The sequence below is a fragment of the Nocardia carnea NBRC 14403 genome, assembly GCF_000308515.1.
Classification (GTDB): Bacteria; Actinomycetota; Actinomycetes; order Mycobacteriales; family Mycobacteriaceae; genus Nocardia; species Nocardia carnea.
In genome coordinates, this window is the sequence record NZ_BAFV01000039.1 from 128,229 (window position 1) to 151,941 (window position 23,713).

24 protein-coding genes are annotated in these 23,713 nt (G+C 67.1%); 17 read left to right on the top strand and 7 right to left on the bottom strand.

Features of this window, described 5'->3' with window-relative positions; all coding sequences use genetic code 11:
* Nucleotides 1–3 precede the first annotated feature (3 nt).
* The 6 genes from ON22_RS13485 to ON22_RS13510 all read right to left on the bottom strand — a co-directional run bounded on the left by ON22_RS13485 (nt 4) and on the right by ON22_RS13510 (nt 6,723).
* Nucleotides 4–717: a response regulator transcription factor gene (locus tag ON22_RS13485; protein ID WP_033241837.1), complete on the bottom strand. Its 714-nt coding sequence runs from the start codon at nt 715–717 to the stop codon at nt 4–6.
* A gap of 160 nt (nt 718–877) precedes the next feature.
* Nucleotides 878–1,183 carry a hypothetical protein gene (locus ON22_RS13490; protein WP_033241836.1) on the bottom strand — a complete coding sequence of 102 codons (306 nt, stop codon included), beginning with the start codon at nt 1,181–1,183 and terminating at the stop codon, nt 878–880.
* Between the two features lie 211 nt (nt 1,184–1,394).
* Nucleotides 1,395–2,504: a PP2C family protein-serine/threonine phosphatase gene (locus ON22_RS13495; protein WP_051157592.1), complete on the bottom strand. Its 1,110-nt coding sequence runs from the start codon at nt 2,502–2,504 to the stop codon at nt 1,395–1,397.
* A 133-nt stretch (nt 2,505–2,637) separates the two neighbouring features.
* The gene (locus ON22_RS13500) at nt 2,638–4,011 is read right to left on the bottom strand and encodes an FAD-dependent oxidoreductase (RefSeq protein ID WP_033241835.1); all 1,374 of its coding nucleotides are present in this window, start codon (nt 4,009–4,011) and stop codon (nt 2,638–2,640) included.
* A gap of 59 nt (nt 4,012–4,070) precedes the next feature.
* Nucleotides 4,071–5,612 (bottom strand): flavin-containing monooxygenase, encoded by a 1,542-nt coding sequence (locus ON22_RS13505; protein ID WP_033241834.1) that lies wholly within the window; start codon nt 5,610–5,612, stop codon nt 4,071–4,073.
* A gap of 229 nt (nt 5,613–5,841) precedes the next feature.
* Entirely contained in the window at nt 5,842–6,723 is an 882-nt protein-coding gene (locus ON22_RS13510; protein WP_033242400.1) for a TIGR03621 family F420-dependent LLM class oxidoreductase, read from the bottom strand.
* A 122-nt stretch (nt 6,724–6,845) separates the two neighbouring features.
* Here ON22_RS13510 and ON22_RS13515 point away from each other — a divergent pair, with 122 nt between their 5' ends.
* The 6 genes from ON22_RS13515 (at nt 6,846) to ON22_RS13540 (ending at nt 11,800) form a co-directional block, all read left to right on the top strand.
* The gene (locus tag ON22_RS13515) at nt 6,846–7,154 is read left to right on the top strand and encodes a hypothetical protein (protein ID WP_033241833.1); all 309 of its coding nucleotides are present in this window, start codon (nt 6,846–6,848) and stop codon (nt 7,152–7,154) included.
* Nucleotides 7,155–7,467: 313 nt separating this feature from the next.
* Complete coding sequence (locus ON22_RS34635) at nt 7,468–7,860, top strand: DUF779 domain-containing protein (RefSeq protein WP_156052198.1); 393 nt, start codon at nt 7,468–7,470, stop codon at nt 7,858–7,860.
* Between the two features lie 182 nt (nt 7,861–8,042).
* Nucleotides 8,043–10,388 (top strand): sensor histidine kinase, encoded by a 2,346-nt coding sequence (locus ON22_RS13525; RefSeq protein ID WP_033242398.1) that lies wholly within the window; start codon nt 8,043–8,045, stop codon nt 10,386–10,388.
* Complete coding sequence (locus ON22_RS13530; protein WP_033241832.1) at nt 10,389–10,808, top strand: roadblock/LC7 domain-containing protein; 420 nt, start codon at nt 10,389–10,391, stop codon at nt 10,806–10,808. It abuts the gene before it with no gap.
* 16 nt (nt 10,809–10,824) lie between these two features.
* Nucleotides 10,825–11,199, top strand: a complete 375-nt coding sequence (locus ON22_RS13535; protein ID WP_033241831.1) for a DUF742 domain-containing protein — start codon at nt 10,825–10,827, stop codon at nt 11,197–11,199.
* Nucleotides 11,180–11,800, top strand: coding sequence for a GTP-binding protein (locus tag ON22_RS13540; RefSeq protein ID WP_051157594.1), 621 nt, complete (start codon nt 11,180–11,182; stop codon nt 11,798–11,800). Before ON22_RS13535 ends, ON22_RS13540 begins: the two co-directional genes overlap by 20 nt.
* A gap of 110 nt (nt 11,801–11,910) precedes the next feature.
* Here ON22_RS13540 and ON22_RS13545 read toward each other — a convergent pair whose 3' ends face one another.
* A complete protein-coding gene (locus ON22_RS13545; protein ID WP_051157595.1) occupies nt 11,911–12,315 on the bottom strand; it encodes an NUDIX hydrolase in 405 nt (134 codons plus the stop codon).
* Nucleotides 12,316–12,399: 84 nt separating this feature from the next.
* On the opposite strand from ON22_RS13545, the gene ON22_RS13550 reads away from it, so the two are divergent.
* The 11 genes from ON22_RS13550 (at nt 12,400) to nuoK (ending at nt 23,713) form a co-directional block, all read left to right on the top strand.
* Nucleotides 12,400–12,810: an Rv3143 family two-component system response regulator gene (locus tag ON22_RS13550; protein WP_033241830.1), complete on the top strand. Its 411-nt coding sequence runs from the start codon at nt 12,400–12,402 to the stop codon at nt 12,808–12,810.
* Between the two features lie 281 nt (nt 12,811–13,091).
* Nucleotides 13,092–13,472, top strand: a complete 381-nt coding sequence (locus ON22_RS13555; protein ID WP_033241829.1) for an NADH-quinone oxidoreductase subunit A — start codon at nt 13,092–13,094, stop codon at nt 13,470–13,472.
* A 68-nt stretch (nt 13,473–13,540) separates the two neighbouring features.
* Nucleotides 13,541–14,095, top strand: coding sequence for a NuoB/complex I 20 kDa subunit family protein (locus ON22_RS13560; RefSeq protein ID WP_033241828.1), 555 nt, complete (start codon nt 13,541–13,543; stop codon nt 14,093–14,095).
* Nucleotides 14,092–14,817 (top strand): NADH-quinone oxidoreductase subunit C, encoded by a 726-nt coding sequence (locus ON22_RS13565; protein WP_033241827.1) that lies wholly within the window; start codon nt 14,092–14,094, stop codon nt 14,815–14,817. The genes ON22_RS13560 and ON22_RS13565 overlap by 4 nt, the downstream gene beginning before the upstream one ends.
* On the top strand, nt 14,817–16,199 hold the full coding sequence (locus ON22_RS13570) for an NADH-quinone oxidoreductase subunit D (RefSeq protein ID WP_081595552.1): 1,383 nt from the start codon (nt 14,817–14,819) through the stop codon (nt 16,197–16,199). Before ON22_RS13565 ends, ON22_RS13570 begins: the two co-directional genes overlap by 1 nt.
* Entirely contained in the window at nt 16,196–16,915 is a 720-nt protein-coding gene (nuoE, locus tag ON22_RS13575) for an NADH-quinone oxidoreductase subunit NuoE (protein ID WP_033241826.1), read from the top strand. Before ON22_RS13570 ends, nuoE begins: the two co-directional genes overlap by 4 nt.
* On the top strand, nt 16,912–18,240 hold the full coding sequence (gene nuoF, locus ON22_RS13580; protein ID WP_033241825.1) for an NADH-quinone oxidoreductase subunit NuoF: 1,329 nt from the start codon (nt 16,912–16,914) through the stop codon (nt 18,238–18,240). The genes nuoE and nuoF overlap by 4 nt, the downstream gene beginning before the upstream one ends.
* Complete coding sequence (locus tag ON22_RS13585; RefSeq protein ID WP_051157596.1) at nt 18,237–20,720, top strand: NADH-quinone oxidoreductase subunit G; 2,484 nt, start codon at nt 18,237–18,239, stop codon at nt 20,718–20,720. The genes nuoF and ON22_RS13585 overlap by 4 nt, the downstream gene beginning before the upstream one ends.
* Nucleotides 20,713–22,524: an NADH-quinone oxidoreductase subunit NuoH gene (nuoH, locus tag ON22_RS13590; RefSeq protein WP_033241824.1), complete on the top strand. Its 1,812-nt coding sequence runs from the start codon at nt 20,713–20,715 to the stop codon at nt 22,522–22,524. The genes ON22_RS13585 and nuoH overlap by 8 nt, the downstream gene beginning before the upstream one ends.
* Entirely contained in the window at nt 22,521–23,417 is an 897-nt protein-coding gene (locus tag ON22_RS13595; protein WP_051157597.1) for an NADH-quinone oxidoreductase subunit J, read from the top strand. Before nuoH ends, ON22_RS13595 begins: the two co-directional genes overlap by 4 nt.
* Nucleotides 23,414–23,713, top strand: coding sequence for an NADH-quinone oxidoreductase subunit NuoK (gene nuoK / locus ON22_RS13600; RefSeq protein ID WP_033241823.1), 300 nt, complete (start codon nt 23,414–23,416; stop codon nt 23,711–23,713). Before ON22_RS13595 ends, nuoK begins: the two co-directional genes overlap by 4 nt.

Consider the following 23,713-nt stretch of genomic DNA (forward strand, 5'->3'; position numbering starts at 1 on the left):
CGTTCAGCGCTGCACGTCCAGCCGGTAACCGAGGCCACGGACGGTGACCACGATCTGCGGATCGGAGGGGTCGCGCTCGATTTTGGTGCGCAACCTGCGCATATGGACATCCACGATGCGCTCGTCCCCGAAGAATCCCCGGTCCCAGACGCGTTCCAGCAGGACATCGCGGCTCAGGACCCGGCCCGGTGCATCTGCGAGTTCGCACAGCAGCCGGAATTCGGTGATGGTGAGGTTGATTTCTTCGTCGCCGCGGCGTACCGCGCCGCCTTCGGGCGAGAGGATCAGGGGTGTGACGGGGTCGGCGTCCAGGACGACCTCGATCGGCGCCGTCTCGCGTTCCACCGACAGCCGCGCGCGGCGCCGCAGGGCGCGCATCCGCGCGGTGATCTCTTTGATCTCGAACGGTTTGGTGACGAAATCATCGGCGCCGGCCTCGAGGGCGGCCACCACATCGTGAGTATCGTCACGCGCGCTCACCACGATGATCGGCACGTCGTGATCGCGGCGGATCTCCCGGATACAGGTGAATCCGTCCATTCCGCCGAGCATCAGATCGACGATCATGACATCGGGTACACCGATCGTCCGCAGATGGGTGAGCGCGGCCTCGGCTTCCTCGGCCTCCGCGACGTCGTAGCCTTCGTCCTCCATGGCCAGGCGTAAAGCACCCCGGACCCGGTCGTCGTCTTCCACGATCATCAGGTTCGCGCTCAATTTTCAATCCCTTGCAGACGCACGTGGCGTGCCGCGGCGCGGGTTTCGCATCCCCAAACCGACGCGACAGCCCGCTACTCAGTTTACTCGAGCAACCTTCCGGTTATACGAGTAGCCGCAATGCCTGCGAAGTAAACCCCCCGAGTGAAATGACTCACTGTCAGATGTCGCGCGCATGCTCCAAACGGAAGAAGTTGCTCGGAGTGCCGTCGGCACGGAGTTCCTGGTAACGGAAGCTCAGCTTGCGTGCGTCGAAGGTGGCGAACCAGTCGGCCCAGCTGACCGGCTGGAGAACCGCGCCACCGTAGTGCGGAAAGTCCAGGCGCAGGACCCCCACCTCGCCGTTGTACTGACTGCCGGGCGTCGTCGCCGGATCAGCACCGCGCCGCTGGGCCCACTGGCGGATGATCTCATGATTCGTGGTGACCATGGTTGTTCCGGGAGCGGCGGAAAGGCCACCCTTCATGACGAACCTCCTTGCGGTAGGTGCGTACGTGCTCACCGTGCGACCCTCGGTGGTCACACCGGCTTTCCGGACTTGTACCCGACTTCGCACTCTTGCAAACACAGCGGACAGGCAAATGTCCCATGTGTCCGCACCGCCGATCCGGCGACCGAAGACCCCACCCCAGCAACCCCGTCGGGTTTGCCGAAGATTCGCCGAGGCTGGAAAACGGTCACCTGCCGCCGGAAATCGGCGCCAGAGCCACCGTGATGTTATCGCTCCCCCCGCATACCACCGCGTAGTCGACGAGCGCCCGCGCGCCGTCGCTCGTCGGCATCCCGAGTGCGCGTTGCGACAGCTCGACCGGTCCGGGCAGATAGTTCCACAGGCCGTCGCTGCACAGCAGCAGCGAACCCGGACCGTCCACGTAGTAGGAGCGGATACTGTCGCCCGACCAGGGCTGCTGCCCGGCGTCCGCACCCAGCCAGCGCATCAGGGTATGTGCCCGCGGATCGGCCATGGCCGCCTGCTCGTCCATCGCACCCGCTTCGATCAGCGCCTGCGCCCACGAATCGTCGACCGTCAGCTTCTGCGGACCGGCGAGTGGACCGGGATGCCCCGGCTGCGCCGGCTGTTCGGAAACCCGGTCTCCGGCCGCCAGCCAGTAGGCACGGCTGTCGCCGATATTGGACACGGTGACCGATACCCGGCCGTCGGCCTCGGTGCGCACGATCGCCGACACATAGGTGCACGACGGAGCGTCCCCGTCCGGCCCGGCCAGATTGCGCACCGCCTCCGACGCGGCCGCCATTCCCGCGGCAGTGGCCTCCTCGGCAGTCCGGTCCTCGGCGAGGGCGGCGAGGCAGGCATCCACGCCGGTGCGAACGGCGGTCCCGGAGGCGGCCTGCGGATCCGGCGACGACGACACGCCGTCGCACACCACCAGGACGAGGGTCTCCGGTTGCCCGCTGTCGTCGGGCACAACCGCCGCGGCCACGGCATCTTCGTTCCGCGCATGCACGATTCCGCGGTCGGTGACCAGCCCGGCCACCCCGAGATCGGCCTCGAACCGATCCTGAAGCCGATGCGGATGGTCACAGGCGGGGCAGCGTGGGCCGCGCCCCTGGGTCCCGCAGTGCACGCAGACCACTTCCGCCAGGCCGTCGTCCGGTAATGCCACCCGGTGGATTCCCGGCGTGACCGCCTGACGCGGAACTGTTCGTTCCGCGGCCGCGGCCCGGCGGCGGGTGTCCAAGGTATCGCGCACCGCGGGCATGGGTTCGGTCACTGCGTCGAGGATATCGCCCGGTTCGGCGCCCCCGGGATTCGTCTCCGGGTTCATCCGGCCACCACACAGTCGACTAGTTCCCGGCGCCCCCCGACCCGGATACCGCGAGTCCGCACACCGCCCCCCTTCATTCGACCCGTTCCGTTCTGACGATCGACGATAGTACGCGGTGACCGGGCGGAGGTATTCATCCGCGCTCCCCAACCGCGCGAACGGCTTTGCGGGCCGCCACCAGCACCGGATCCCAGACCGGTGAGAACGGCGGGGCGTACCCCAGATCGAGTGCGGTCATCTGCGTAACGTTCATTCCAGCGGTCAGCGCGACCGCCGCGATATCGACCCGTTTACCGGCGCCTTCCCGGCCCACGATCTGCACACCGAGCAGGCGTCCGGTGAGGCGTTCGGCCAGCATCTTGACCGTCATCGGTGCCGGGTCGGGGTAATAACCGGCGCGACTGGTGGATTCGATCGTTGCCGTGACGTATTGCAGGCCGACGGCACGGGCGTCCTTCTCCCGCAGACCGGTTCGCGCCACCTCGAGATCGCACACCTTACTGACCGCGGTGCCGACCACACCGGGAAAGGTTGCGTAACCGCCACCGATATTGGCGCCGATGATCTGGCCGTGCTTGTTGGCGTGGGTGCCCAGGGGGATATGGCGGCGCATCCCGGAGACGAGATCGAGTACCTCCACACAATCACCGCCGGCCCAGATATTTTCGTACCCGAGAACCCGTAGCGCGGTATCGGTCAGGATCCCACCGTGCCCGCCGATCGGTAATCCGGCCGCGCGGGCCAGTTCGGTCTCCGGGGCTACCCCGATCCCGAGAACCACCACATCCGCGGGATATTCGCTGCTGCCGGCGACCACCGCGCGGGCCCGGCCGTCGGCACCGGTCCGTATGCCGGTCACCTCCCGGTCGCCGGCCACCACGATGTCCAGCCCGACCAGCGCCTCGCGCACCAGGGCGCCCATATCGGGATCCAGCGTCGACATCGGTTCGGCCCCGCGGTGTAGGACGGTGACCTCGAAACCGCGGCGGATCAGTGCCTCCGCCATCTCGACTCCGATATACCCCGCACCGACCACCACGGCGCGGCGACCACTCGTCGCGGCCAGGGTCGCGATGAGTGCCTCACCGTCGTCCAAGGTCTGCACCCCGTGCACACCGGGCGCGTCGATGCCGGGCAGCGGCGGCCGGGTGGGCCGGGCGCCGGTCGCGAGCACGAGTTGGTCGTAGCCGGTCCAGGTTTCGACACCGGTCGCAAGATCACGGCTACGCACGCGGCCGCCCTCGATATCGAGTTCGACCACCTCGCTGCGCAATCGCACGTCGATCGCCCGCGCCCGGTGCTCGGCCGGTGTGCGCGCGATCAACTGGTCTCTGTCGCGGACCTGCCCGCCGACCCAGTACGGGATTCCACAGGCGGAGTACGAGGTGAAATGCCCGCGTTCGAACACCACGATCTCGAGGGCGCCGGCCTCCCGGTACCGGCGCGCCTGGGAAGCCGCCGACATTCCGGCCGCGTCACCGCCGACGATCACCAACCGCTCGGTCATACGATCAACCTACCCAGTCGGCCGCGCTTCCCGCGGTACCACCGGCGGTCGCCCCGGCGTCAGGCGGTGCGCGAGCCGATCAGCGGGAGCCGGTCCATGGCGGTGCGGGTGGGGCGGCGGGAACCGGTGGTCGACCGGCCGTTGCTGTCGGTGAAGGTCAGGATGCCGTCCTCGATCGGGCTCTTACGCAGGTAGGCGCGGTCCCGGAAGTAGCTGTTGACCACCTTCCACGGTCCGCCGGTGCCCTGTCGCGGCATCACCGCGTCGCCGCGCTGGATATAGCCGGACTTCAGGGCGCCGCCCATCACCGAGACTTCGGAGCGGTCGCTGTCGTGCGCGTTCACCACGAACCGGGTGTAGCCGTGGTCCCGCATCCGGTTGAGCACCTTGCAGAAGTATTCCGCGGCGAGGTCGGCTTTCAGGGTCCACGAGGCGTTGGTGTACCCGAGGACCATCAGGGCATTCGGTACACCGTCGAGCAGCGATCCCTTGTACATGACCCGCTCCCGCGTCACCACCGGTTCCCCGTCGACGTCCAGGGTGGCGCCGCCCAGGATCTGGATGGTCAGGCCGGTGGCGGTGACGACGATATCGGCGTCGATCTCGGCCCCCGAGGAGAGGCGGATACCGTTCTCGGTGAACGTGTCGATGGTGTCGGTGACGATGGACGCCTGTCCGCGGCGCAAGGCTTTGAACAGGTCACCGTCCGGTACCACGCACAGTCGCTGGTCCCAGGGCGCGTAATCCGGGCTGAAATGCCGCATATCGATACCCGATCCGACCGCCATCCGGACCCAGTTCAGGAACATCTTCCGGGCCAGGGCCGGTTGTTTGCGCGAGAGCTGATAGCTGGCCTGCTGGACGGCGATATTGCGCGCGCGACCGACCTGGTAGGTGAGACCGGCCGGGGATTTGACCTTCGTGAGCCCGATCGCGACCGGATCGTCGGCCGGGATCGAGGCGATATAGGTGGGCGAACGCTGCAGCATCGTCACATGGCCGGCATCGGGAACCATCGACGGCACCAGCGTGATGGCGGTGGCCCCGCTGCCGATCACCACGACCTTCTTACCCCGGTAGTCGAGATCCTCGGGCCAGTGCTGGGGATGCACGATCTGCCCGGTGAAGTTCTCTTCCCCGGGGAACGACGGCCGGTGGCCTTTGTCGTAGTCGTAGTAGCCGGTGCAGCCGGCCAGGAACCCGGCGGTCCACACTTCCTCGGCGCCGGTTGCTTCCTCGGCTACCCGGACGGTCCACTGGTTGTCCGTACTGGACCAGCTCGCCGAAACCACCTTCCGGCCGAAGTGGATATGCGGGGTAACCCCGTACTCGTCGGCGGTCTCCTCGATATAGCGGCGGATACCGGCGCCGTCGGCGAGCATCTTGGTGCCGCGCCAGGGCCGGAAGCCGTAGCCGAAGGAATACATATCGGAGTCCGAGCGGATCCCGGGGTACCGGAACAGATCCCAGGTTCCGCCGATGGCGGTCCGCCGTTCCAGGATCGCGTAGCTGCGCCCGGTGTTCTCCTTCTCCAGGTGACAGGCCACATCGATACCGGACAGACCGGCTCCGATGATCAGTACGTCGATATGCCGCGTCATTGCGTTCCTCGTCTGTTCGTGCCGGGTTCGCCGTCGATCATGACAGACGCACCTTTTACCTGTAACCGAGAGTAGCCGATATCAGCGGAGGTGCCGATATGTGTCATGCATCAGGCCGAGAAGTCCCGGCATTTCCCCCGCCGGCAGACCCGGTGAACGTGATACTTACCTCACTTCTCGATTCGTCCTATAAGGGGCAGGCACCGGTGCCCCAACCCACCTTCCCCGATCACCGGAATTCGGCGATGACCGGCGCGAAAGTCTCCAGATCGGGTTCGAGCACGGTGACGTAGCCGAATCCGAATCGTTCCCGGTTGGCCCGCAGCCGGTCGGCGATCTGCCCGGGACTCCCCAGCAGCACCGTCGGCAGTTCGTCCACCGCCGCCAGCACCCCGGGGTCCACGAACGGGCCGTATCTGTCGAGGAATTCGGCGCGTCGTCCGGCGGGCACCACCGCCTGGACCAGGATGTTCAACTCCACTTCACCGGCACGCTCCCCCAGCGCGGTGCGGACGAACCGGACCCGTTCATCGATCGCCGGCGGCCCGGCAAGCCGCAGCGTCCCGGCGCCCGTGGTCGCCGCCCCGGTCAGCGCGACGACCGACGCGTAGCGGGCGGCGAGCGTGAGCATCCGATCACCCCAGCCGCCGATGAGCAACGGCGGGCCGCCGGGCCGGGCGGGTTGCGGTTCGTAGCCCGGATCGGCAAACAGATCGTGCAATGTGCGCACGGTCTGCTCGAGATACGCCACCCGGCTCGCACCGCTACCGAACGGGATACCGGCGGTATCGAATTCTTCGCGCACATACCCCGCGCCCAGACCCAGTTCCAGCCGGCCTTCGACGAACCGATCCGTCCCGGCGATCTCCCGGGCCAGCAGCACAGGGTTGTAGAAGGGCGCATTCAGGACGAACGTGTTCAGCTGTACCCGTTCGGTGTTCTCGGCCGCCAGTACCAGCGCCGGAAACGGCGGCGCCAGGCCGAGATGGTCGGCTACACCGATCACGTCGTACCCCAGTTCCTCGGCCCGGCGGCATTTGCGTACCCAGTCGTGGCGTGAATCCGGCACGACCATGTTGACGCCGAACCGGAACTCCGTCCGTGAGCTCATACCTTCTGCATACCCCGCACAGGTGCACCGCGCCGCCTCCACACCGGCGAGTCGGCGGACATAGGGTGGGTACACGTCCCGGGCAGGCGCGGCGCCGGTCCGAGCCACCAGGAGGATTGTCGATGAACGCCACGAAAGCCCGGTTCGGTCTCTTGATCGCGGCCGCCGCACTCGCCCTGACCGGGTGCACCGAGATCGAGCAGGCATTGAACAAGGGCGGCGACACACCCTGCCGCGAGTACATCGGACAGGACCAGGAAACCAAACGCGTCACCATCACGAAGTTCCTCGAGGAGCAGCACGGGCAGGCGCCGACCGGCACCAATGTGGACCTGTCCATGGCCGCCGTCGACGGCCTGTGCACGGTCCAGGCCAATGCCGATACCCCCATCGAGCGGGCCGATCTGGCCGGTATCTTCATCCGGAAATAGTCGGCTGCCACGGCCTTCACCTCCCCGGCACCGGGAAAATCGCGCAGCCGATCGCTTCCGCGCGACCATTTGCCTCATACCACAAGCATTTTCGGCGAACCACCCACGCCCCCTCGCCCCGGAAAACGGGATACGCAAGAATGTGTTCGCAAAAGTGCTGGCGAAGTAGCGATCCGGATACCGGGCTGCGGCGAGCCGGAATCGGTGCGTCCGGCCGGTGCCGGCGCCGGAAACCTAGGTGCAAGGAGCGCGCAATGTTTCATCGGATCGGATCGGTAGCGCCGCGGTGCCGTGGCGTGGCACGGAGTTCCTGATGGCGTATCGCAGCGACCGGGTAGCGGTAACCGACAGGGCCCGCAACGCGTTACGCGAATTGATCGAACAGCACGGCCCCATCCTGCTCTACCTGCCGCATCGGGAAACGGGCGAACCGGCGCCCGACTGGCTGCCCATCCGCGATTTCCGGGCGGCCGAAGACGATATCCTCTTCGGCCGGTTGGCCTGGCATACCGAACTGTGGATGAGCGAGCAGACATACAAGCATTTCGAACGCGACCACCTGACCGTGGACGTCCCGGCCGATACCGGGCCACCGGCGGGCGGTGACGAACCCCCGGCGGATACCGCGGTTTTCCTGTTGCGCGCCCGCCGGCTCAGCGCCGCCGAGGCCGCCGCCTCCGAGACCCGCAAACGTAGCCGGGGCTGACCCCTCCTCCTGCGGCAGGGCGAGAATTCCGGCCCCCACGGACGGTCCTCGGCAGCCGCTGCCACAGCTCGATCCCGGGCCGGCCCGCGCGGCGTACACCGCTGCCGGTCGCGAGGTCGAAGGAAGTCCTGTTCAATGGGATCCGATGTGCCGGAAGCGGGTCGAGAGGTTACCTTGTGGCGATGTTCAGAGCGAGGCTCGGTGTCCGCGCCCGGATCCTGGCGATCGCGCTCATCCCGAGTTTGACCCTGTTGGTGGTCGGTGTGGGCGCGACCGGCTACCTGATCGACCAGGGCCAGCACGACCGTCAGGTGACCGAAGCGATGCGGGCGGCCTCCGGGCCCACCCGCACGGTGTACGAGATCGTTCAGAACGAACGCCGGCTCACCCTGGCCTACCTCGCCGGTGATTCGGCCGCGGCCGATGCGCTGAAGGCCGTCCGGCCCGACAGCGAACAGGCGCTACGTGGCCTCCTCGACGCCTCGCAGCAGCTGCGCAGCCTGCAACCCGACCAGATCAGCGATGATGTCGGCTCGTTCGCCACACTCATCCAGCAACTGGGAAATATCCGGGGCGCCGTCGACAGCCGCGCGGTCTCCGCGGGAGACGCCTACACCTTCTACGCGCGCCTGCTCGACGCGCTCGCGGTCGGTGCGCAGATCTCGCAGTCCTTCGCGCCGGATGCGCATTCGGCCACGCAACTCACCCTCGCCACCCGCATCATGCATACGCTCGAGGCGACCTCCCGTAGCCATGCGCTGGCCGGGGCGGCGCTGCGGTCCGGCCGGCCGGTGGCGCTGCCCGCGGAATACATCCAGCAGACCGGCTTCTACCACACCGAAACCGCACTGCTGGCCCGCGAGCTCGCCCCGGAACTCGGTGAGCGGCTGAACAATCTGACCGGCAGCCCGCAGTGGCAGCTGCTGACCCGCACCGAGAACACCCTCATCGCCCGCAGCCTCCCGAGTGCGGACGACGACTCCTCGGGTCTGCCGCCCGCCCAGTTCGCCGCGTGGCAGGACGCGGCCGACCATCTCGATCACGAAATGCTCGAACTATGGGACGAGCAGAACGTGGTCATGCAGCAGGCCTCGCTGGACGCCGCGGCCCGCACCACCACGCAATCCCTGCTGATCGGCCTCGCTGTCCTGGTGATCTCCGCGGCGGCGTTCGGGATTTCCCTGGTACTGGCCAACCGGTTCATCCACCGCCTGGTGCGGCTGCGCGACCATACGCTGGCCCTGGCCGACGAGCGACTGCCGGATATGCTCGACCGGCTCCGCGCCGGAGAGGAAGTCGACGATGCCGCGGCCGCGGCGACACTCGATTTCGGCCATGACGAACTCGGTGCGGTGGCCACCGCATTCGAGCATGCACACGCGGTCGCCGTGACGGCCGCCGTCACCGAGGCCCGCAACCGCGAAGGCGTCAAATCGATCTTCCTGAACATCGCGCACCGCAGCCAGATCGTGGTGCACAAACAGCTGGAGATCCTCGACGAGGCCGAACGGCGCGAAGAGGATCCGGCCATGCTGGACGTACTGTTCAAACTCGATCACCTGGCCACTCGCGAACGCCGTAACGCGGAGAACCTCATCGTGCTCGGCGGCGGGAAACCGGGCCGCCAGTGGCGCACCCCGGTACCACTGGTGGACCTGGTACGCAGCGCTGTCGGCGAAACCCAGGACTACCCGCGAGTGCGCCTGGCCCGGCTGCCCGAGTTGCGGGTGGCGGGTAGCGCGGTCGGTGATCTCATCCACCTGCTCGCCGAACTCGTCGACAACGCGACCTCGTTCTCGCCGCCGCAGTCGCGCGTCCAGGTGACCGGGTCGGTCATCGGTAAGGGCGTGGCCGTCGAGATCGCCGATCAGGGCATGGGGATCCCGGCCGACAGCCGCGACCGGCTGAACGAGATCCTGGAAAGCCCGCCCGATTTCGAGGTCGCGTCGCTGCAGCGGGATTCGCGCCTGGGAATCTTCGTGGTCGCGCAGCTGGCCCACCGGCACGGTATCTCGGTACGGCTGTGGGAATCGGAGTACGGCGGGGTACGCGCGGTCGTGATCGTTCCGTCCGCCCTGCTCACCGACCCCGCGGAGGAGACCGCGCCGCTGCCGGGATTGACGCGGCCGGCCGCCCCGGTCCCGCCCCCGGCCCCCGAGGAGCGCGCCGAAGCCCCGGCGGCCACCCTCGTCGAGGACCGCCCGCGGCCTGCCGCCCGCCCCGATCCGGCGCCTCCGGACGCCGCGCCGGCGGAGACCGGCGAGTCCACCGCCGAGCCGGAGGTCCTGCCCGACGGTCGTCCGGCTTTACCACGCCGCAGCAGGCAGGCTAAAGTCGCACCGCGACCGGAAGTTTCGGACGCCCAGCAGGCCGCAACGGCGCGGCCCCGCTCGGCCGAACAAGCCCGAGATCTGATGGCAGCGATCGAGAACGGTACCCGGCAGGGCCGCAGGCCTCTGCCCGCCACGGATTCCGGCACCGCGACCCCGGCGCCGGACGGCGCATCCCCGGATGAACAGGAAGGCTAAGTGTCAACTTCCACTCAAGGTGACCTGAACTGGCTGCTCGACGATCTCGTCGAGCGACTCGCGGGGGTCCGGCTGGCGGTCGTACTGTCCACCGACGGAATGCTGCTCGGCCACTCCTCGAAAATGGACCGCACCGAAGCAGAGCATTTCGCGGCGATGTCGTCGACCCTGCACGGGCTGGCGCGCAGCGCGGGCGCACGATTCGAGGGCGGTAACGTCCGGCAGGCGGTGATCGAACTCGATCGAGCCGTACTGTTCGTGACCTCCGCCGGCGATAACGCCTGTATCGCGGTCCAGGCCGCAGCGGACGCCAACCTCGGCATGGTGGCCTACGAGATGAACCTGACCGTACAGCGCGTCGGTACCCATCTCTCGACCAGTTCCCGCAGCGGAACCGGGGACCGACCACAGCAACCGTGAGAACAGCGATACGGCGATGACCGGTACACGGGATTCCTGGTTCGACGACGATGCCGGACCGCTGGTGCGGCCGTATGCGATCACCCGGGGCCGGACCGTCGGTGCCGGACACGATCTGGATATGCTCACGATCGTGGTCAGAGCTCGCGGAGCCCCACCACTACGTCGTACCGAACCCGAATATCTCGATATCGTGCAGTTGTGCACGGAACCACAGACAGTGGCGGAGGTGGCAGCCGCCTTGAAACTGCCGCTGGCGGTGACCAAGATTCTCGTCGGAGATCTGATCGGTGACAGCCATCTGATCTTCCGGACTCCGGTGCAGATGGAGTCCGGCCCCGGCGACTTCAACATATTGCGAGCGGTACTGGATGGAATCCGAAAAATTTGACCCTGCCCGGATCGACCCCGCGGCGCCGGCCCTGGCCGCGTCGGTCAAGGTCCTCATCGCCGGCGGCTTCGGCGTCGGTAAAACCACCATGGTGGCCTCGATCAGTGAGATTCCGCCGCTGCGGACCGAGGAGATGATCACCGAACTCAGTACCGGGATCGATGATCTGTCGGGTGTCGAATCCAAGACCACCACGACGGTGGCGCTGGACTTCGGCCGGATCACCATCGACAAGGATCTGGTGCTGTATCTGTTCGGCACGCCCGGCCAGGACCGTTTCTGGTTCCTGTGGGACGAATTGGCTCGGGGCGCGCTGGGTGCGGTGGTTCTGGCCGATACGCGCCGGCTCGGGAACTCCTTCGCCGCCATCGACTATTTCGAACGCCGCGGGCTGCCGTTCCTCGTGGCGGTCAACTGTTTCGACGGGGCACCGCGCTACACCGTGGACGAGGTCCGTGACGCCCTCGATCTCGACGGCTCGATGCCGGTAATGCTCTGCGATGCCCGCGATCGGGTATCGGCGAAGAATGTGCTGCTCAGCTTGATCGAGTACCTGATCGACCGGGCCACCCGGCCCGATCTGACGGCGAATCCCGGGTGATCCGCCGGCGGAGCCGCTCGCCGGCTCCGCCTGAGCGCGTCAGGCCCGGAACGGTAGCGCAGCGTACCCCCCAGGGGCCCGTGCTCAGACGCAACAGACACCGCCGATATTCAGTGCAACGCACCCGCCGTGTGCAGTTCGTCGAACAGCAACTGGTCCACCGGCGGTACATGCGGTCGGTCCGCGTAGCCGAACCAGGCGATTTCGGCGATTTCGCTGCTCGCGGTCAGCTGTCCCCGGTACTCCGCGCGGTAGCAGCTCATCCGTACCCGGGCCGTACCGTCGACGGCCTCGTAGATGCCTACCGGTTCGACGGTTTCGGCGACCAGCGCGACGGTGAGCTCCTCGGCGATCTCACGCACCAGGGTCTGTTCATCGGATTCGCCCGCTTCGCGTTTTCCGCCCGGGATGTAGAAGACCTCCTTACCCGACGGGCGGGCGCACAGGATCCGCCCGTCCACGATCAGCACCCAGGCCACCGTATCGATGAGCTCACCGACCAATTCGTCCGTCACGCCGGCAGCTTAGACCAGCGCCGCGCGCGGACCATCTCGGCCAAGCTGCCCCCAACCGCCCGGTCGCGGACGTACCATGCGGACGTGGCCGATGCGAATCCTCCCGCCGTGTTGCGGGTCCTGGTCTACAGCAACGACGCCGACACCCGGAGTCAGGTGATGCTGGCGCTCGGGCGCCGCCCGCATCCGGATCTACCCCCGCTCGAATATCTCGAGGTCGCCACCGCCCCGGTGGTACTGGAGCGGATGGACGCCGGCGCGGCCGATCTAGCCGTTCTGGACGGTGAATCCGCGCCGGTCGGCGGGATGGGTCTGGCCAAACAGCTCAAGGACGAGCTCGGCGAATGCCCGCCGCTGATCGTGCTCACCGGTCGCGCCGATGATGCCTGGCTGGCGAACTGGTCGCGCGCCGAGGCGGTCGCGTCCCATCCCATCGATCCGCTGCGGCTCACCGAGATCGTGGTCGACCTCCTGCGGCGACGCCCGGCCGCCTGAGCCGATTAGGTTCATTCGCTCATAAATCTCAGTCCCGAATTCGATCAAACCGGTCTGTGAATCCGCGTTCTTCCTGCCGCGACAGTTGTAGGCTGTGCTGTAGCTCACATGAGCGCGGGAGATGATATATAACCCGCGACGTTGAAATCTGCCCCCAGCCCATTCTTGATTCCGGGGCGGAACCGGCGGCGCGGGCCGTACCCATCGACCGCCCGGCCCCGTACGCGGGCCCCGCGGCACAACCGCCGGGTCCGGAGTTCGCAAGGAGGGGAAGCGCAGTCGTGAACACCGAACTGCCGATATTGGTCCTCGGCGCGGTTGCCGCCGCGTTCGCGATCATCTCGGTCCTGATCGCCGGCCTCATCGGCCCGAAACGCTACAACCGCGCGAAACTACAAGCCTACGAATGCGGTATCGAACCGACCCCGCATGCTGTAGCCGGAGGCGCGGGAAGCACTACCGGACAACGTTTTCCGGTGAAGTACTACCTCACCGCGATGCTTTTCATCATTTTCGATATCGAGATCGTGTTCCTCTACCCGTGGGCGGTCCATATCGATGCGCTCGGGGTGTTCGGCCTGGTCGCGATGGCCTTGTTCATCGTCAACGTCTCGGTCGCCTACGCCTACGAATGGCGGCGTGGCGGCCTCGGCTGGGACTGAGCCGCGAACCTCCGATCAGCCGCGGTCCGCGTTCCGGCGCGGGCCCATAGCCCAGGGAGTAGTCGGATATGGGTTTGGAAGAGAAACTGCCCAGTGGTTTCGTGCTCAGCACGGTCGAGGCCATGGCGGGGTACATGCGTAAGGGGTCGCTGTGGCCGGCCACGTTCGGTCTGGCCTGCTGCGCCATCGAGATGATGGCGACCGGCGGCGGCCGGTTCGATTCGGCTCGTTTCGGTATGGAGGTTTTCCGCGCCTCGCCGCGGCAGGCCGATCTGATGATCGTCGCGGGCCGGGTCAGCCAGAAGATGGCACCGGTACTGCGACAGGTCTACGACCAGATGACCGAGCCGAAATGGGTACTGGCCATGGGGGTCTGCGCATCGTCGGGCGGAATGTTCAACAACTACGCGGTCGTGCAGGGCGTGGATCATGTGGTGCCGGTCGATATCTATCTGCCGGGCTGCCCCCCGCGCCCGGAAATGCTGCTCAACGCGATCATCGCCCTGCACGACAAGATCCAGCACACCCCGATGGGGGTGAATCGCGCCGAGGCGATCCGGGCGGCGGAGCAGGCTGCCCTCGCCACGACCCCGACGATCCGGATGGAGGGTTTGCTGCGATGAGCACCGACCGTCCCGAATCCACCGACAGCCGAGCCGTCGAACCGGAACAGCCCATCGGACCTCACGACGAGGTGATCGGCCGCCGCCGCGGCATGTTCGGTATCTCCGGTAGCGGTGACACCTCCGGGTACGGGCGTCTCGTGCACGAGGTCGCCCTGCCGGGCGGTACTCCCCCACCCTATGGGGGCTATTTCGATACGGTCGTCGACCTGTTGCGCACCGCGCTGAACACCGGTGCCGGTTTCGACGCGGCGATCGAGAAAGTGGTCGTGGACCGCGACGAACTCACCCTGCATGTGCGCCGGGAACATCTGGTGGCGGTGGCACGGGCGTTACGCGACGATCCCGCACTGTGTTTCGAACTGTGCCTCGGCGTGAGCGGCGTGCACTACCCCGACGAGACGGGCCGCGAACTGCACGCCGTCTACCACCTGAACTCGATCACCCACGGCCGGCGGCTGCGCCTCGAGGTGGCGGCACCCGATACGGATCCGCATATTCCCTCGCTGTACCGCGTGTACCCGACCTGCGACTGGCACGAACGGGAAACCTACGACTTCTTCGGTATCCGGTTCGACGGACATCCCTCGCTGACCCGGATCACCATGCCCGACGATTGGCGCGGTCACCCACAGCGCAAGGACTACCCGCTCGGCGGGATACCGGTCGAATACAAGGGCGCGCGCATTCCGCCGCCCGATGAGCGGAGGGCCTACAGCTGATGAGTGAAATCGATATCCGGCCCGGTGTTTCCGGTGGGCCGGACCACGACGACTCCGGAACCGGTACCACCCCGGCCGCGCCGAGCACAGATTCCGATCAGCCGGTGGTGACGGTCGCGGGCCAGGATTGGGACGAGGTCGCCGATGCGCTCCGGGGCGCCGGGGAAGAACGCATCGTCGTCAATATGGGACCGCAGCATCCGTCCACGCACGGCGTGCTGCGGCTCATTCTGGAGATCGAGGGCGAGACCGTGGTGGAGGCCCGCTGCGGAATCGGCTACCTACACACCGGGATCGAGAAGAATCTGGAATTCCGGAACTGGGCCCAGGGCGTCACCTTCGTCACCCGGATGGACTATCTGTCCCCGTTCTACAACGAGACGGCCTTCTGCCTGGGCGTGGAACGGCTGCTCGGGATCACCGACGATATCCCCGAGCGCGCCACCGTGATCCGGGTACTGCTCATGGAGCTCAACCGCATCTCCTCACATCTGGTGGCGCTCGCCACGGGAGGTATGGAACTCGGTGCGCTCACCCCGATGCTGTTCGGTTTCCGGGAGCGGGAACTGATTCTGGATGTATTCGAGGCCATCACCGGCCTCCGGATGAATCACGCCTATATCCGGCCCGGTGGTATCGCCCAGGACCTCCCCGACGACGGGGTCACGAAGGTACGGGAACTGCTGGAGCTGATGCCGAAACGGCTCCGCGATATGGAACATCTGCTCACTCATAATCCGATCTTCAAGGCCCGCACCCAGGGCATCGGCTATCTGGACCTCACCGGATGTATCGCGCTCGGTGTCACCGGACCGGTGCTGCGGTCCACCGGGCTCCCGCACGATCTACGCAAGGCCATGCCCTACTGCGGATACGAGAACTACGAATTCGATATCCCCACCACCGATACCTGTGACTGCTACGGCCGCTACCTCATCCGGATCGAGGAGATGAAGGAGTCGCTGAAGATCGTGGAACAGTGCCTGGACAGGCTGCGTCCCGGGCCGGTGATGGTCTCGGACAAGAAGATCGCCTGGCCGGCGGATCTCACGCTGGGCCCCGACGGCCTCGGCAACTCACCGCGGCATATCGGCAAGATCATGGGCACCTCCATGGAGGGGCTCATCCACCATTTCAAGCTGGTCACCGAGGGTATTCGGGTACCGCCGGGGCAGGTCTACGCGGCGGTGGAATCGCCGCGCGGGGAGTTGGGGGTGCATATGGTCAGCGACGGCGGAACCCGGCCGTATCGCGTGCACTATCGCGATCCGTCCTTCACGAACCTGCAGGCGGTGGCGGCGATGTGCGAGGGCGGCATGGTCGCCGATGTGATCGCTGCCGTGGCCAGTATCGATCCGGTGATGGGTGGGGTGGACCGATGACCGAGATCCTGCTGCGCCTGAGCACGCGGCCGCAACCCTATCCGGACGAGGTCCGGGCCCGGTTGGAACCGGAGGCGAAGGAGATCATCGCGCGGTACCCGCAACCGCGATCGGCACTGCTGCCGCTGCTGCATCTGGTGCAGGCAGAAGAGGGCTGTGTGAGCAGCACCGGTATCGATTTCTGCGCCGAACTCCTGGGTCTCACCGGCGCCGAGGTGACGGCGGTGGCGACCTTCTACTCCATGTACCGGCGTACACCCACCGGCGATTACCACGTCGGTGTCTGCACGAATACGCTGTGCGCGGTTCTCGGCGGCGATGCCATCCTCGCCACCCTGCGCGAGCATCTGGGAATCGCGCACGGCGACACCACCGATGACGGCAAAATCACCCTCGAGCACATCGAATGCAACGCCGCCTGCGATTACGCACCGGTCGTGATGGTGAACTGGGAATTCTTCGACAACCAGACACCCGAATCGGCGAAGACCCTGGTCGACGATCTCCGCGCCGGCCAATCGGTCCGGCCGACCCGGGGCGCACCGCTGTGCACTTTCCGCGAGACCGCGCGCGTGCTGGCCGGATTCCCCGACACCCGCCCCGGTGTACTGGACGGTGATCCGGGCGGCCCGACACTGGCGGGCCTGGATATCGCGCGTGAACAGGGAATGCGTGCCCCCGAGGTCCCGGAGACCGGTGCGGACGGTGCGCGATGACCTTGACTCCGGTACTGACCAGATATTGGAATCTGCCGAACTCCTGGACGCTCGACACCTACCGCGCACACCAGGGGTACGACGCCCTGCCGATTGCCTTCGCCATGACGCCCGACGAGGTCATCGCCACGGTCAAGGACGCCGGGCTGCGCGGCCGTGGCGGAGCCGGCTTCCCTACCGGAATGAAATGGGGTTTCATCCCGCAGGGCCGAGAGCCGGACGGCACGATGAAACCGCACTATCTGGTGGTCAACGCCGACGAATCCGAGCCGGGCACCTGCAAGGACATCCCCTTGATGCTCGCGTCCCCGCATTCGCTGATCGAAGGCGTGATCATCGCGGCCTACGCCATCCGGGCCGCGCATGCCTTCATCTACGTGCGTGGTGAGGTCGTGCCGGTGCTGCGCCGGCTGCAAGCCGCGGTCGCCGAGGCCTACGCCGCCGGACTGCTGGGCACCGACATCCTGGGGTCGGGATACGATCTCGAACTCACCGTCCACGCGGGCGCCGGCGCCTATATCTGTGGCGAGGAAACCGCGCTCCTGGATTCGCTCGAGGGTCGCCGCGGCCAGCCCCGGCTGCGACCGCCGTTTCCCGCCGTCGCCGGGCTCTACGCCAGCCCGACGGTCGTCAACAATGTCGAGTCGATCGCCAGCGTGCCGCCGATCCTCCGGAACGGACCGAGCTGGTTCCGTGCCATGGGCACCGAGAAATCGCCGGGTTTCACGCTGTACTCGCTGTCCGGGCACGTCACCCGGCCGGGTCAGTACGAAGCACAGCTCGGCGTGACGCTGCGGGAACTTCTCGGATACGCAGGTGGCGTCCGGGCAGGCCACCAGCTGAAGTTCTGGACACCGGGCGGCTCCTCCACTCCCCTGTTCACCGCCGAACACCTCGACGTACCACTGGATTACGAGAATGTGATGGCGCACGGGTCGATGCTCGGCACCAAAGCGCTGCAGATCTTCGACGACACCACCTGTGTGGTCCGGGCCGTCCTGCGCTGGACGGAGTTCTACGCGCACGAATCGTGCGGGAAATGCACACCGTGCCGGGAAGGCACCTACTGGCTGGTGCAGCTGCTCACCCGGCTCGAAGCCGGCCTCGGCACCCCGGCCGATCTGGACAAACTCCTGGATATCGCCGACAACATCAACGGTAAATCGTTCTGCGCGCTCGGCGACGGCGCCGCCAGCCCGATCGTGTCCTCCATGAAGTACTTCCGCGACGAATACATCGCCCATCTGGAGCGAGGTGGCTGCCCCTTCGACCCGGCACGCGCCACCGCCTGGGCCTCCACCGCGGCCGGAGAGGTAATCCGATGACATCTACCGTCCGTTCCGATTCCGCCGATCTGCAACCCGCCGACCTGGTCACCCTCACCATCGACGGCACCACGGTGAGCGTTCCGGCGGGGACACTGCTCATCCGCGCCGCCGAGCTGATCGGAGTCCAGATTCCGCGATTCTGCGACCATCCGCTGCTCGCGCCCGTGGGCGCCTGCCGGCAATGCCTGGTGGAAGTGGAGGGTCAGCGCAAACCGGTGGCGTCCTGCACCATGGCGGTGACCGAGGGCATGGTGGCCCACACCCAGCTGAGTTCGCCGGCCGCGGAGAAAGCGCAGCAGGGTGTGATGGAACTGCTGCTGATCAACCATCCGCTGGACTGCCCCGTCTGCGATAAAGGCGGCGAATGCCCCCTGCAGAACCAGGCCATGTCCACCGGGCGTACCGAATCCCGGTTCGAAGGCGTCAAGCGGACGTTCCCCAAACCCATTCCGCTGTCGAGTGCGGTGCTGCTGGACCGGGAACGCTGTGTGCTGTGTGCGCGCTGCACCCGTTTCTCCCAGCAGATCGCCGGAGACCCGTTCATCGAACTACTCGATCGCGGCGCGCTGCAGCAGGTCGGCACCGCTGAGCACGAACCGCTCGACTCGTACTTCTCCGGGAACACCGTGCAGATCTGCCCGGTCGGTGCACTGACCGGGACCAGTTACCGGTTCCGCGCCCGCCCCTTCGATCTGGTGTCCAGCCCCAGTGTCTGCGAACACTGCGCCTCGGGGTGCGCGCAGCGCACCGATCACCGGCGCGGGAAGGTGATGCGCCGGCTGGCCGGTGACGACCCGCAGGTCAACGAGGAATGGAACTGCGACAAGGGCCGGTGGGCATTCGCCTACGCCACCGAACGAGACCGGATCACCACGCCGCTGCTGCGGGGGCCGGACGGCGAACTGGCGCCCTGCTCGTGGTCGGAGGCTCTGGCCGCGGCCGCGCGCGGGTTGCGTGCCGGAGTGGGGAATGCGTCGGTGCTGCCGGGTGGACGGGTCACCGAGGAGGAGGCCTACGCCTACGCGAAGTTCGCCCGGGTGGTCCTGGGCACCAACGATATCGATTTCCGTGCCCGCGCCCATTCCGCGGAGGAGGCCGAGTTCCTCGGCGCGTGGGTCGCCGGCCATCCCGACGCCGTCACCTACGACAGTCTCGACACCGCACCGGTGGTGCTGCTCGCAGGTTTCGAACCCGAGGAGGAATCACCCATCGTCTACCTGCGGCTGCGGAAGCAGGCACGCACCCGGGCCATGCCCGTCTACTCCGTCGCCCCGTATGCCTCCCGCGGTCTGGAACGGATGTCGGGCACTCTGCTACCGACGGTGCCGGGTGCCGAAGCCCAGACGCTCGCCGCTCTCTGCGGAGCCGGCGAGCCGGCGACCGCGGCCGTACCGGAGCCTGTTTCGGCGGACCTGGTGCGGCTGCTGCGCGAGCCCGGCGCGGTGATCCTGGCGGGCGAACGATTGGCCGCGGTCCCCGGGGCGCTGTCGGCGACGATCCGGCTGGCCGCCGATACCGGTGCCGCGCTCGCGTGGGTGCCACGCCGGGCGGGTGAACGCGGCGCGGTGGAAGCGGGTGCGCTGCCCGGCCTGCTCCCGGGCGGGCGGCCCGTCACCGACTCCGACGCCCGGCGTCAGGTCTGTCAGGTCTGGAACGTCGACGAAATACCTGCCGGGCCGGGGCGTGATACCGGGACGATCCTCGACGGCACCGGCCGGGTCGGCACCCTCGTCGTCGGCGGTGTCGAACTCGCCGACCTGCCCGATCCGGCCGCGGCCCGGGCCACGCTCGACCGGGCGGATTTCGTGATCTCCCTGGAACAACGCCACAGCGAGGTGACCGCGTACGCCGATGTGGTGTTCCCGGTGGCGACCGCGATGGAGAAATCCGGTACCTACCGCACCTGGGAGGGTCGCCCACGGCCGTTCGCCGCGGCACTGACCGACAGCACGGTGCGCCGTACCGCGGCGCCCATGTCGGACCAGCGGGTACTGCACAGCCTCGCCGCGGAACTCGGTGTTGCGCTCGGCCTGGCCGATACCGCTGCCGCCCGCGCCGAACTCGACCGGCTCACCGGCTGGTCCGGAGCCACCACCACTGCGCCCGCGTATCCGGCCGGCCGGGTGCCCGCGCCCCCTGCCGGATCCGCGGTCCTGGCCGGCTGGCGGATGCTGCTCGACCGCGGCCGGCTACAGGACGGTGAGCCGAATCTCGCGGGTATCGCCCGGGCGCCGGTCGCCCGTATGTCGGCGGCCACCGCTGCGGAATCGGGCGTGGCCGACGGCGATCGGGTCACGGTCGGCACCGGGAAAGGCACGGTCACTCTGCCATTGGCGGTTACGCCCATGCCCGACAGGGTGGTGTGGCTGCCGATGAATTCACCCGGCTGTTCGGTACACACCGATCTGGGCGCCGGACCGGGCAGCGTCGTCACCGTACGGCGCGCCGAACGGACGGAGGCATCCGACCATGACTGATCTGTCCCTTTTCGGCCTGGACCCGCTGTGGCTGGTCGCCGCCAAGGCCGTCGCCATTTTCGTGTTCCTGCTGCTGACCGTCCTGTTCGGGGTCCTGGTGGAACGCAAGGTCGTCGCCTGGATGCAGATGCGGGTGGGACCCAACCGGGTCGGCCCCAAGGGTCTGCTACAGAGCGCGGCCGACGGGGTGAAAATGGCGTTCAAGGAGGACATCGTCCCCGCGATCGTCGATAAACCCATTTTCGTTCTCGCCCCGATCATCTCGGTGATCGCCGCCGTGATGGCCTTCGCGGTGATCCCGTTCGGGCCGGAGGTGTCGATCCTCGGGAATCCCACCGCGCTGCAGCTCACCGACCTGCCCGTCGGTGTGCTCTACATTCTGGCGATCACCTCGATCGGGGTGTACGGAATCGTGCTGGCCGGCTGGGCCTCCGGTTCGACCTACCCGCTACTGGGCGGCCTGCGCTCGACCGCCCAGGTGATCTCCTACGAAATCGCCATGGCGCTGTGTTTCGCGGCCGTATTCCTGCTCGGCGGCACCATGGCGACCTCGGGCATCATCGCCGCGCAGCAACCCACCTGGTATGTGTTCCTGCTGCTGCCGTCGTTCCTGATCTACTGCATCTCCATGGTCGGCGAGACCAACCGCGCCCCGTTCGACCTCCCCGAAGCCGAAGGCGAACTCGTCGGCGGCTTCCACACCGAATACTCGTCGCTGAAGTTCGCGATGTTCATGCTCGCCGAGTACGTGAATATGGCGACGGTGTCCGCGCTGGCGACCACCATGTTCCTGGGCGGCTGGCGCGCCCCGTTCCCGATCAACCTCTGGGAGGGCGCCAATTCGGGCTGGTGGCCGCTGCTCTGGTTCACCGCCAAGGTGTGGATATTCCTGTTCGTCTTCATCTGGTTGCGCGGCACCCTGCCGCGGCTGCGCTACGACCAGTTCATGAACCTCGGCTGGAAGCTGCTGATTCCGGCCTCGCTGGCATGGGTGATGGTCGTCGCCACCGCCCGCGTTCTCGATCTCGAAGGCTATACGGCAGCCACGCCGATCCTGGTGATCGCCGGTCTGCTGGTGACCGCACTGCTGGTCGGGTTGTTCCTGCGCGCCGGCCGCGTACCCGCCCCGGCTCCGGAGTTCCCGCCGGACGACGGTATCGCCGCCCCCACCACGGGGCAGCCGAGCGGTTCCGAGGTTTTCCTCGGCTTCCCGACCCCGCCGCTTCCCGAACGCACCTCCACCATCACCCTCTCGCCCGGGTTCTTCGAACCGCTGGCGGGTTTCGCGGTCACCGCCGGCACCATGTTCAAGAAGCCCAATACCGAGTTCTATCCCGAGGAAAAGGTGCCCACCGCGCCGCGATATCACGGCCGGCACCAACTCAATCGGCACCCGGACGGGCTGGAGAAATGTATCGGCTGCGAACTGTGCGCCTGGGCCTGCCCGGCCGACGCGATCTACGTCGAGGGCGCCGATAACACCGAGGAGGAGCGTTACTCCCCCGGTGAGCGCTACGGCCAGGTGTATCAGATCAACTACCTGCGCTGTATCGGCTGCGGCCTGTGCATCGAGGCCTGCCCCACCCGGGCGCTCACCATGACCAACGACTACGAACTCACCGACGACAACCGGGCCGACCTCATCTACGAAAAAGACCGGCTCCTCGCGCCCCTGGCACCGGATATGCAGGCCCCGCCACACGCCATGCAGCCGGGCACCACGGAGGCCGACTACTACCTCGGCCGGGTACACGGCGATACGGAGCGGCCCGTCGCCGGCACGGCACAGGGAGGCACCCGATGAGTCCGGCAACCGCATTCCTGGCAGCCGCTCCGCTCACCGAGACAGGAACCGGCGAGGCCGTCCAGTTCTGGATCCTGGCACCGCTGGCGGTAGTCGGCGCGCTGGGTATGGTTTTCGCGGCCAAGGCCGTACATTCGGCGATCTGCCTGGCCGCCACCATGATCAGCCTGGCGGTTTTCTATATCGCCCAGGATGCGCTGTTCCTCGGTGTCGTCCAGATCGTCGTGTACACCGGCGCCGTCATGATGCTCTTCCTGTTCGTCCTCATGCTGGTGGGCGTCGATTCCGCGGAATCCCTGCGAGAAACCCTGCGCGGGCAGCGTATCGCCGCCGCCGTAGTGGGTATCGGCTTCGGCATCCTGCTGTGCACCGGGATCGCGCACGGTATCCGGCGGTCCGATATCGCCTTCCCCGCCACCGGTTTCCCCGGTCAGGACGTGATCGGCGCGCTCGCCGAGTTGATCTTCGTACGCTATGTGTGGGCGTTCGAGCTCACTGGAGCCCTGCTCATCGCTGCCACCATCGGCGCCATGCTGCTGGCGCACCGCGAACAGTTCGTCCCCAAACTCGGCCAGCGCGAGTTGTCCCGGCGGCGGTTCCGCGTTCCCGGACACCGGCCGACCCCGCTACCGACACCCGGTTTCTATGCCCGGCACAACGCCGTCGATATCCCCGCCCGGCTCCCGGACGGCTCCTTCGAGGAACTGTCCGTCTCGACCATCCTGCGGCATCGCCGCACCCGGGCACTGACCGATGCGGCGATCCTGTCGGTCGGTGCGCCGACCGCGGAACGTCCCGCCGGCGATACCGCGCCGCCCGGTACCGGAGATACCCCGGCCCCCGGCGCCGGGCATCCCACCGATCGCCCGGCCGACGAGGAAGGTACCCGGTGAATCCCGAGAACTATCTGTTCCTGTCCGCGCTGTTGTTCACGATCGGCGCCGCGGGAGTGTTGTTGCGGAGCAACGCCATCATCGTGTTCATGTGCATCGAGCTGATGCTCAATGCGGTCAATCTCGCGTTCGTGACCTTCGCCCGGATGCACGCGAACCTCGACGGTCAGGTTTTCGCCTTCTTCACGATGGTGGTCGCCGCGGCCGAGGTCGTGGTGGGACTGGCCATCATCATCACCATTTTCCGCGCCCGCCGCTCGACCTCGGTCGACGACGCCAACCTGCTGAAGTTCTGA